The sequence below is a fragment of the Lysobacter capsici genome (assembly GCF_018732085.1).
Classification (GTDB): Bacteria; Pseudomonadota; Gammaproteobacteria; order Xanthomonadales; family Xanthomonadaceae; genus Lysobacter; species Lysobacter capsici_A.
In genome coordinates this window covers 6305185-6315468 of sequence record NZ_CP076103.1, presented here as the reverse complement: position 1 = coordinate 6315468, position 10284 = coordinate 6305185, and the positions used below count along the sequence as shown (strand labels likewise).

At 67.8% G+C, this 10284-nt stretch carries 11 protein-coding genes; 7 read left to right on the top strand and 4 right to left on the bottom strand.

From position 1 onward, the window contains the following. Nucleotides 1–226 precede the first annotated feature (226 nt). The 4 genes from rpmH (at nt 227) to mnmE (ending at nt 4547) form a co-directional block, all read left to right on the top strand. Complete coding sequence (gene rpmH, locus KME82_RS26470) at nt 227–367, top strand: 50S ribosomal protein L34 (protein WP_027083663.1); 141 nt, start codon at nt 227–229, stop codon at nt 365–367. A gap of 74 nt (nt 368–441) precedes the next feature. Beyond that, nucleotides 442–876: a ribonuclease P protein component gene (gene rnpA, locus KME82_RS26465; protein WP_046658563.1), complete on the top strand. Its 435-nt coding sequence runs from the start codon at nt 442–444 to the stop codon at nt 874–876. 15 nt (nt 877–891) lie between these two features. Beyond that, a complete protein-coding gene (yidC, locus tag KME82_RS26460; RefSeq protein ID WP_215496704.1) occupies nt 892–2634 on the top strand; it encodes a membrane protein insertase YidC in 1743 nt (580 codons plus the stop codon). Between the two features lie 545 nt (nt 2635–3179). Further along, nucleotides 3180–4547: a tRNA uridine-5-carboxymethylaminomethyl(34) synthesis GTPase MnmE gene (gene mnmE / locus KME82_RS26455; protein ID WP_215496703.1), complete on the top strand. Its 1368-nt coding sequence runs from the start codon at nt 3180–3182 to the stop codon at nt 4545–4547. An 18-nt stretch (nt 4548–4565) separates the two neighbouring features. Here mnmE and KME82_RS26450 read toward each other — a convergent pair whose 3' ends face one another. Continuing rightward, entirely contained in the window at nt 4566–5528 is a 963-nt protein-coding gene (locus tag KME82_RS26450) for a GlxA family transcriptional regulator (protein ID WP_215496702.1), read from the bottom strand. 126 nt (nt 5529–5654) lie between these two features. Between KME82_RS26450 and KME82_RS26445 the strand changes: the two genes are divergently transcribed. Then, nucleotides 5655–6296 carry an HD domain-containing protein gene (locus tag KME82_RS26445; protein ID WP_215496701.1) on the top strand — a complete coding sequence of 214 codons (642 nt, stop codon included), beginning with the start codon at nt 5655–5657 and terminating at the stop codon, nt 6294–6296. 65 nt (nt 6297–6361) lie between these two features. Here KME82_RS26445 and KME82_RS26440 read toward each other — a convergent pair whose 3' ends face one another. The 3 genes from KME82_RS26440 to KME82_RS26430 all read right to left on the bottom strand — a co-directional run bounded on the left by KME82_RS26440 (nt 6362) and on the right by KME82_RS26430 (nt 9756). Next, the gene (locus tag KME82_RS26440; protein ID WP_215496700.1) at nt 6362–7462 is read right to left on the bottom strand and encodes an alkene reductase; all 1101 of its coding nucleotides are present in this window, start codon (nt 7460–7462) and stop codon (nt 6362–6364) included. Between the two features lie 257 nt (nt 7463–7719). Next, entirely contained in the window at nt 7720–8523 is an 804-nt protein-coding gene (gene dkgB / locus KME82_RS26435; protein WP_215496699.1) for a 2,5-didehydrogluconate reductase DkgB, read from the bottom strand. Nucleotides 8524–8553: 30 nt separating this feature from the next. Beyond that, nucleotides 8554–9756, bottom strand: a complete 1203-nt coding sequence (locus tag KME82_RS26430) for an MFS transporter (RefSeq protein WP_215496698.1) — start codon at nt 9754–9756, stop codon at nt 8554–8556. Here KME82_RS26430 and KME82_RS26425 point away from each other — a divergent pair. Further along, nucleotides 9755–9994: a hypothetical protein gene (locus KME82_RS26425; protein WP_215496697.1), complete on the top strand. Its 240-nt coding sequence runs from the start codon at nt 9755–9757 to the stop codon at nt 9992–9994. The genes KME82_RS26430 and KME82_RS26425 overlap by 2 nt on opposite strands. A 2-nt stretch (nt 9995–9996) precedes the next feature. After that, a complete protein-coding gene (locus KME82_RS26420; RefSeq protein WP_215496696.1) occupies nt 9997–10170 on the top strand; it encodes a hypothetical protein in 174 nt (57 codons plus the stop codon). The last annotated feature ends 114 nt before the right edge of the window (nt 10171–10284 follow it).

The window sequence follows — 10284 nt, the reverse complement described above, 5'->3', positions numbered from 1 at the left end:
CGCACGATGCTCGCATCGCGCCGGAGGAGGCCAGGGGTCGGTCAGACTACCATCGAGCCTCGGTCCGGAACAGAATTAATCCACAGGTTCATGCACAGGCTGGGGCGGGCCGTAAGACGGTGCGGGTCACGGATCGCAAAGCCCAAACTAAACAAAGGCTTGACCCGGACTCGGGCGGTTCTATAGAATCCGCGGTCCTCTACGCCGTCTACATTCGAGCCGAATCATGGCCACCAAGCGCACCTACCAGCCCAGCAACCTCAAGCGTAAGCGCGACCACGGTTTCCGTGCCCGCATGGCGACTGCCGACGGCCGCAAGATTCTCGCCCGTCGTCGTGCCAAGGGCCGCAAGCGTCTCACCGCCTAAGCGTTGCCGGCGAACGCGCCGCGTGTGATCGCACCTGCCGTGCCGATCCCGCGTCGCGTCACCGATCGCATCCGATGAATTCGACCCGCTTCCCGCGCACCGCGCGGGTACGCGCGCGCTCCGATTTCGACCGAATCTTCAAGCATGGCCGGCGCGTGGCGCTGCCCGTGCTCGCTTTGCATTTCCAGCCCGATCCGGACCTCGCGCCGCGCATGGGCCTGGCGGTGTCGCGCAAGGTCGATCCGCACGCGGTCGGCCGCAACCGCATCAAGCGCGTGTTGCGCGATGCCTTTCGCCATGTGCGCGACGAGCTCCCGCGCGGCGATTACGTCCTCGTCGCCCGACCCGGCGCCTCGCGCTGCAGCGGCGAGGAACTCCGCGCGGCCTTCCTGAGTCTGCTCAAGCGCGCCGCTCCCCGGCCGGCGCCCGCATTGCCCGCAACTGCGGCGCCCGGCACAATGCCGGCCGCTTCCCCTTCCGACCCCATGCCGGACCCCGGTCCCGGCTGAGCCTGCCTGCTGCCCATGAACCAGACCCGTGCTTTTCTGATCCTCGCCTGGCTGATGGTGGCGACCTTGTTGTGGATGGAGTGGGGCAAGGAGAAATCCGCGCCGCCGCCGACCGCTGCGCCGGCGATCGTCGCCCCGGCCAGCACCGTGCCCACCGCCGCCAATGGCGCCGTGGCCGCGGTGCCCGGCGTGCCGAGCGCCGCGCCGGCCGTGCCCGGTTCGCCGGCCGCCGCCGCTGCCACCGTCGGCGCTGCCGCGGCGGACGCCAGCGACGGCATCGTCACCGTGACCACCGACGTGCTCAAGGTGAACCTGCGCGGCGGCGAGCTCAGCGAAGCCGACCTGCTCAAGTACCCGATCACCTCCGAACCCAACAGCCCGCCGATGCGGCTGCTGGCCAGCGACTCGACCCTGTTCTTCGTCGCCCAGAGCGGCTGGGTCAGCCAGAGCAATGCCGCGCCGACGCATGAGTCGGGTTTCCGCTTCGCCGGCCCGCAGCGCAATGTCGTCCTCGCCGACGGCGCGCGCGACCTGTCGGTGCCGTTCGTGTGGACCGGCCCGAACGGCGTGACCATCACCCGCACCTACAGCTTCCGCCGCGGCGACTACGCGGTGAAGGTGCGCGACGAAGTCGTCAACGCCAGCGCCGCGCCGTGGTCGGGTTTCGTCTACCGCCAGCTCAGCCGGGTGCCGCGCGAACTGGTCCACAAGGGCCCCTTCAGCCCGGAGCAGTACAGCTTCCAGGGCGCGGCGTGGTACAGCCCGACCGACAAGTACGAGAAGCGCAAGTTCGACAAGTTCCAGGACGACGGCAAGCTCGACAAGCAGGTCACCGGCGGCTGGATCGCGATGCTCCAGCACCACTTCTTCGCCGCCTGGATTCCGGGCACGAAGGACCAGGGCCAGTTCTCGCTCGAGCAGCTCAACGCCGGCGGTCTGCCGCAGTACCTGATCCGCGACCTCGGCCCGGGCGTCACCGTCGCCCCCGGCGCCAAGGCCGAGACCGAAGCGCGCCTGTGGATCGGCCCGAAGCTGGTCAAGGCGATCGAAGCGCAGAACGTGCAGGGCCTGGACCGCGCGGTCGACTTCAGCAGCTACAGCATCTTCGCCACCCTCGCCAACGGCCTGTTCTGGCTGCTGGAAAAACTGCATAACCTGTTCGGCAACTGGGGCTGGGCGATCATCGGCCTGGTGGTGCTGCTGAAGCTGGCGCTGTATCCGCTGTCGGCCGCGCAGTACAAGTCGGCGGCGAAGATGCGCAAGTTCCAGCCGCGCGTGGCTCAGCTCAAGGAGCGCTACGGCGAGGACAAGCAGAAGTTCCAGATGGCGCTGATGGAGCTGTACAAGAAGGAGAAGATCAATCCGGTCGGCGGCTGTCTGCCGCTGCTGCCGCAGATGATCATCTTCATGACCTTGTACTGGATGCTCGCCGAGTCGGTCGAGCTGCGTCACGCGCCGTGGATGCTGTGGATCCACGACCTGACCGCGCGCGACCCGTTCTTCGTGCTGCCGCTGATGAACATCGCGATCATGTGGACCACGCAGAAGCTCACGCCGATGACCGGCATGGACCCGGCGCAGGCCAAGATGATGCAGTTCATGCCGCTGATCTTCGGCGTGATCCTGGCGTTCCTGCCGGCCGGCCTGGTGTTGTACCAGGTGGCCAACGGCGGCCTGGGCCTGCTGCAGCAGTGGCTGACGACCAAGCGTTACGCCGAGGCCTCGGCGACGCCGGGCAAGGATAAAGACAAGGACTGAGGTCGTTGTCGACTTGCTGTGATACGAAGCCCGCCGTTTGGCGGGCTTCGTGTTTTTGGGGACGTCGTGGTTACATTCGCCGACTTCGGCTTCAGTTCGAGCTTCGGTATCTGACCGCCGCCCGTGCTCGTCATTCCCGCGAAGGCGGGAATCCACGGCTTCACCGAGGCATGGCTCTGAAGTCTCTGGATGTTCGGCTTCGCCGAAGTGAAGCAGAGCCCGCCTTCGCAGGAATGACGAGCAAAAAAAGCAGGCCGGGCCAGAAAGTGCTCTTTGCCGCACAAACACGCGCGTTCCCGTCCCGAGATTTATCCCCGCTGCCCGTGCTCGTCATTCCCGCGAAGGCGGGAATCCAGGGCTTCATCCAGGCATGACTCTGAAGTCTCTGGATTCCCGCCTTCGCGGGAATGACGAGCAAGGACGGCGTGACCGCCGGTAAGTCCCGGCGTCGTTGCGCACGGGGAACCCATCTCAACCGTCATCCCAGCGCCGCCTAGCCAAGCAAACACGCACGCTTCGCAGCCCCGAGATTTATCATCGCCGCCATGACCTCACCCTCCGCCCGCGACACCATCGCCGCGATCGCCACCGCCCCCGGCGCCGGTGGCGTCGGCATTGTGCGCGTGTCGGGTTCGCGCTCGCTCGCCATCGCCCAGGCCATCGCCGCGCGCGAGTTGCAACCGCGCCACGCGCACTACGTGCATTTCCACGATGCCCAGGGCGAAACCCTCGACGACGGCATCGCCTTGTACTTCGCCGCGCCGGCGAGCTACACCGGCGAGGACGTGGTCGAACTGCAGGCGCATGGCGGCCCGGCGTTGCTGGAGGAGTTGCTCGCGCGCGTGTGCGCCTTGGGCGCCCGCCGCGCGCGACCGGGTGAATTCAGCGAACGCGCGTTTCTCGAAGGACGCCTGGATCTTGCCCAGGCCGAAGCGGTCGCCGACCTGATCGCGGCTGGCGATGCGCGCGCCGCGCGCGCCGCGCGCCGCGCCCTCGACGGCGAGTTTTCGCGCCGGGTCGAAGCGCTCGCCGACGACGTGCTGGCGATCCGCGTCCACGTCGAAGCGGCGATCGACTTCGCCGACGAATCGCTCGACACGCTCGGCGGCGCCGCGTTGCGCACACGCTTCGCCGCCGCCTCGACCGCGCTCGACGATCTGCTCGCCGCCGCCGAACGCGGCCGCCGCCTGCGCGACGGCCTGCACGCGGTGATCGTCGGCCCGCCCAACGCCGGCAAGAGTTCGCTGTTGAATGCGCTGGCCGGCAGCGAGCGTGCCATCGTCACCGACATCGCCGGCACCACCCGCGACCTGCTGCACGAAACGGTCAAACTCGACGGTGTCGAACTCACTTTGGTCGACACCGCCGGCTTGCGCGAAGGCGGCGATGCGATCGAGCGCGAAGGCATGCGTCGCGCGCGCGGCGAACTGGTCCGCGCCGATCTCGCCATCGTGGTGCTGGATGCGCGCGATCCCGACAGCGGCCTGGCTTCGGTCGCCGATGCCATCGTCGGCGTGCCGGCCTGCCTGTACGTCTACAACAAGATCGACCTGATCGAATCCGACTACGGTTCGCCCACGCCGGCCGACATCGGCGGCGAAGACCGCGTGTTCGTGTCCGCGCGCAGCGGCGCCGGGCTCGATCGTCTGCACGCGCGTTTGCGCGCGCTGGCGCAGGGCGACGCCGCCGACGCCAGCGAAGGCGCGTTCACCGCGCGCGCGCGCCACGTCGATGCGCTGCTGCGCGCGCGCGACGAACTCGACGACGCGCGCGCGCAACTCGACCACGAAATGCTCGACCTCGCCGCCGAAGCCTTGCGCCAGGCGCACGATGCGCTAGGCGAAATCACCGGCCGCGTGCGCGCCGACGATTTGCTCGGGCATATCTTTTCGAGCTTCTGCATCGGCAAATAAGCCGCCGCGCGAACCGCCTCAGGCGCGGCCGTGACCGTGCCGCCGCCGATACTCCGCCGGCGTGACGCCGAGGTGGCGCGCGAACGAGCGCCGCAGCGTGTCGGCGTTGGCGAAGCGGCACAGCGCCGCGACTTGCTTGGGCGCGTGGCCGGATTCCAGCAAATCGCGCGCGCGGTCGATCCGCGCCGACTCGACCCACGCCGCCGGCGTGATCCCGACTTCAGCCAGGAACAAGCGCGCGAAATGCCGCGGGCTCAAACCCGCGCGTTCGGCCAGCGCATCGACGCTGTGATCCTGCGCCGGATTCGCCGCGACCCAACGCTGCACTTCCTGCAGCGCCGAACGTCCGGCCGGATGCGCCTGGCCGTGGCGGCTGAACTGCAATTGCCCGCCCGGGCGCTTGAAGAACATCACCAACTGCGACGCCACCCGCATCGCCAGTTCGCGCCCGAGATCTTCCTCGACCAAGGCCAGGGCGAGATCCAGGCCGGCGGTGACGCCCGCGGCGGTGCGCAGTTTGCCGTCGCGCACGATCAGTGCATCGGCTTCGATCGTCGCGTTCGGATACGCCGAGGCGAGCGCGGCGGCGGCGGCCCAATGCGTGGTCGCGCGGCGGCCGTCGAGCAGGCCGGCGGCGGCGAGCGCGAACGCGCCGGTGCAGACCGAGCCGTAACGCCGCGATTTCGTCGCGCTCGCACGGATCCAGGCCAGCACGCTGTCCTTGAGGCGCGCGCGCGAGGCGTTCGGCGCGCCGGCGATCAGCAAGGTGTCGAAGCGTTCGTCCGAGCGTCCGGCGATCAGGTCCGGCAACAGGCGCATGCCTGAGGAACTGCGGATCGGCCCGGCCTCGCAGGCGACCACGCGCAGCGCGTAGGCCTCGCGTCCGGTTTCGGTATTGGCTTGCGCGAACACGTCCAGCGGACCGGAGACGTCGAGCAGTTGCACCGACGGCAGGGCGAGGATCGCGATGGTTCGGGCCATGACATTCGCCTCTCGACGCACCGGCGTCGGCTGCACGCGTGAAATGGCAGTCTAGGACGTATTGCGCCGATTGAGGACATCGCACCCCGGGTGGAGCATGAAAGTCCCCCGACTCCCGACACGGCCATGAACCCCGACATCGACGGCATCCGCATTCCCGACAGCGCGCTGGCGCGCGAGATCACCGAGCTGGTCCGCGACACCGCCTCGCCGCTGCTGTTCCATCATTCCAGCCGGGTGTACTACTTCGCCGCGCTGGCCGGCCGCGAGCGCGGGCTGAAGTTCGATCCGGAGCTGTTGTACTGCGGCTGCATGTTCCACGATCTCGGGCTGACCCACCGCCACAGCAGCGCCTGCGAACGGTTCGAGGTCGACGGCGCCAATGCGGCGCGCGATTTCCTCGGCGCGCGCGGCATCGCCCCCTACGACATTGACACGGTCTGGACTGCGATCGCGCTGCACACCACGCCCGGCATTCCGCAGCACATGCATCCGCTGATCGCGCTGGTCACCGCGGGCGTAGAGATGGACGTGCTGGGCCTGACCTACGACCGCTACAGCGACGCGCAACGCGAGGCGGTGGTGCGCGAACATCCGCGCGGCGCGCGCTTCAAGGAAGCTATCCTGCAGGCTTTCTACGACGGCATCCGGCACAAGCCGGAGACGACCTTCGGCAACGTCAAGGCCGACGTGATCGCCGACAAGGAGCCCGGGTTCGCGCGGGGCAACTTCTGCAGCGTGATTCGCGGGTCGAAGTGGCCGAGCTGAAAAGCGGTCGATTGATTCGCCGCCGCCTGTCGGCGCCGATGCACGGCGTCGAAAGCCGACGTACCTCAGGCGGCCCGGGCGTAGTCGGTATACCCCTGCGCGCCGCCGCCGAAGTAGCGCGTGCGATCGCCTTCGCTGAGCGGCAGATCGTGTTCGAGCCGATGCGGCAGATCCGGATTGGCGATGAACGGCCGGCCGAAGCCGATCAGGTCGGCCCAACCGTTGCTCAACGCTTCTTCGGCGCGTTGTTTGGTGTAGCGGCCCGAATAAATCAGCGTGCCGCCGAACACGATGCGCAGCGCTTCGCGAAACGCGTCGGGCATGCCGGGCGCGTCGTCCCAGTCGGCTTCGGCGACGTGGATATAGGCCGCGCCGAGGTCGTCGAGGATTTTCGCCGCGGCCAGATACGTCGCCTGCGGAGTGTCGTCGACCGCGCCTTGCAAGGTGGTCAACGGCGCCAGCCGCACGCCGAGGCGGCCGGGGCCGACCACGTCGAACACCGCTTGCGCGACTTCGCGCAGGAAACGCAGGCGGTTGGGCAACGAGCCGCCGTATTCGTCGCTGCGCGTGTTGGCCTGCGAGTCGATGAACTGGTTGATCAGATAGCCGTTGGCGCCGTGCAGTTCGACCCCGTCGAAACCGGCCTCCAACGCGTTGTGCGCGGCCTGGGCGAAGTCGGCGACGATGCCGGCGATTTCCTCGATCGTGAGCGCGCGCGGCGCGGAGTGCTGGACCATTTCGCCGACGCCGGCTTCCGGCCCGCGGCCTTCGACATCGACGAACACTTTCACCCCGATCGCGGTCAGCGGCGACGACGACACCGGCGCGGCGCCGCCTTCCTGCAAGGCCACGTGCGAGACGCGGCCGACATGCCACAGCTGGGCGAACATGCGGCCGCCCTGCGCGTGGACCGCGTCGGTGACCTTGCGCCAGCCGGCGATCTGCTCGGCGGTGTAGATGCCGGGCGTCCACGCATAACCCTGGCCCTGGCGGCTGATCTGGGTGCCTTCGCTGACGATCAGGCCGGCGCCGGCGCGTTGCGCGTAGTACTGCGCCATCAGCTCGGTGGCGACATCGCCACGGCCGGCGCGCGAGCGGGTCATCGGCGGCATGACGATGCGGTTGCGGGTGTCGAAGTCGCCCAGGCGGTGGGAGGTGAACAGCATGGCGGGTCTCGGTGGTTCGGGGGGGGAAGTGTAGGGCTGTGGATGTGGCGGAAAAATCGGGTGTGGAGCAAACGATCTTTTCCGTGGAGGCAAGAATCGTTGGAGGGGTTCGCTTGCGGTAGGTCGGTGGCGACGTTGGCGATGATTCGCGGTCGCGACTTGCCTCGCTCCTACATGGGCTACCTGTAGGAGCGGCGCGAGCCGCGACCGCGGAGTTTCGGACAGCCGCGTTCGTAGCCGGAAGGATCACGCCGCGATCAATCCCACGCAGGCGCAAGGCGATCGGGATCGGTCAAGCGCTCGCCACGATCAAGCGTGGCGATGCGCGCCATGTCGTCGTCGCTCAGGCGCAGCGAGGTCGCGAGCAGGTTGCTCGCCAGATTCTCGCGCCTGGTCGAAGACGGGATCACCGCGTAGCCCAGCTGCATCGCCCAGGCCAGCGAGACCTGCGCCGGCGTCGCGTCGTGCTTGCGCGCGATCTCGACGATGACCGGATCGCCGAGCACCTTGCCGTAGGCCAGGGTCATGTACGAAGTCAGCCCGATGCCTTGGCTCTGGGCGAACTGCGCGAGCTTGCGGTTCTGCAGGTAGGGATGCAGTTCGACTTGATTGGTGGCGATCGCATCGGCGCCGACAACATCGATCGCGCGCTGCATCAGGTCGATGTTGAAGTTCGACACGCCGATCGCGCGGGTCAGCCCTTGCGCCTTGGCTTGCGCGAGCGCGGTCATGAATTCATCCACCGACACCGCGTCGCCCGGCGACGGCCAATGGATCAAGGTCAGGTCGACGCGATCGGTGCGCAGCTTGTCCAGGCTTTCGCGCAGGCTGGGGATCAGCGCGTCCTTGGACAGGTTGTCGACCCAGATCTTGGTGGTGATGAAAAGTTCGTCGCGGGCCACGCCGCTGTCGGCGATGGCCTGACCGACCTGCGCTTCGTTGCCGTAGATCTGCGCGGTGTCGATGACGCGATAGCCCAGTTCCAGGCCGTTGCGCACCGAGTCGATGACGACCTGGTCCTTGAGACGAAAGGTGCCGAGGCCGAAGGCGGGAAGGTTCATGGAGAAATCCTCAAGTGTCAGAAAAAAGAATCAATGCGCGACAGCGATGGCGCCGCTGGCGCGATCAGGCAGACCATCGCGACGGTCGAGCCAGCCGCTCAGCGCGGTCAGGCCGAACGCGCCGAGCACCACCAGCGCGCCGACCCACGGCGTATGGCCCAGGCCGAGGTGAGTGACGACGAGGCCACCGGCCCAGGAGCCGCCGGCGACGCCGAGATTGAACGCGGCGATGTTGAAACCGGCGGCGACGTCGACCGCCTGCGGCGAGTAGTGCTCGGCCTGCTTGACCACGTACACCTGCAGGCCCGGCACGTTGCCGAACGCGACCGCGCCCCAGGCCAGCGCAGTGAGTACCACCAACCACGGGTTGTGCGCGGTGAAGCTCAGCACGAACAACACCGCGGCCAGCAGCAGGAAGATCGTCTTCAAGGCCTTGATCGGGCCGTGCCGGTCGGCGAGCTTGCCGCCCCAGACGTTGCCGAACGCGACCGATACGCCGTAGGCGAGCAACACCAGGCTGACCATGTTCGGACTGAACCCGGCGATGTCCTGCAGGATCGGCGCGAGGTAGGTGAAGGCGATCAACGAACCGCCGTAACCGACCGCGGTCATCGCATAGACCAGCAGCAAGCGCGGTTGCAGCAGCACCGCGGCCTGCTTGAGCAGCGGCGCCGGCGCGGTGTGGGCGATCTTCTTCGGCACGAACAACGCGCTGCCGAGCATCGCGATCAGGCCGAACGCGGCGACCACGAGGAACGTGGTGCGCCAACCGAAGTGCTGGCCGATGAAGGTGCCCATCGGAATGCCGGTGACGAAGGCGGCGGTCATGCCGCTGAACATGGTCGCGATGGCGCTGGCGGCCTTGTCCTTCGGCACCAGGCTGGTGGCGATGATCGAGCCGACCGAGAAGAACACGCCGTGGGCGAGGCCGGTGAGGATGCGCGCGACGATCAAGGTGGCGTACCCCGGCGCGAGCCAGGCAACGAGGTTGCCGACGGTGAACAGCGCCATCAGCCCGACCAGCAGGGTCTTGCGCGGCACCCGCCCGGTCAGCGCGGTCAGCAGCGGCGCGCCGATGGCGACGCCGAGCGCGTACAGGCTGACCAGCAGGCCGGCCGAGGGCAGGTCGACGCCGAGGTCGGCGGCGATGGTGGGGATCAGGCCGACGATGACGAACTCGGTGGTGCCGATGGCGAAGGCGCCGAGGGTCAGGGCCAGGAGGGCGAGGGGCATGGCGGGCATCCGGTGGATGGGGATGCGCAGTGTCGGCGGATGGCCTTTGCCGAAAAATGGGGTTTTCGGCGAATTACTCTTGATCTTCAATCAAGAATTGATCTTGGTTGAGCGCAGCCGCCGGGTGGCAGGCGTCGTGGTCAACGCCTATGGCGGCTCAACGGCCCGGCTTGGGGATAACTCTTCCAGGTTTGCTGGCCGTCCGGAAATCCAGGTTTCGGTGGCTGATGCAATCTGAAATTGTCGCTGTCGCTGTCGCTGTCGCTGTCGCTGTCGCTGTCGCTGTCGCTGTCGCTGTCGCTGTCGCTGTCGCTGTCGCTGTCGCTGTCGCTGTCGCTGTCGCTCGCTTCGCTTTGGCTTGCGCCGCATATCGAGCTGTACCTCCAGCACTGCGAGGCTTGTAACTCGCGTTAGCAAAAGCACACCCGGAGGGCGGCGCGCATGGATGCGCGCCGCGCGCCACCGGGACATGGATGTCCCGTGTGGCGCGTGCCTGCGCAAGCTCCGCACTTGCGGGCACTTGATTCA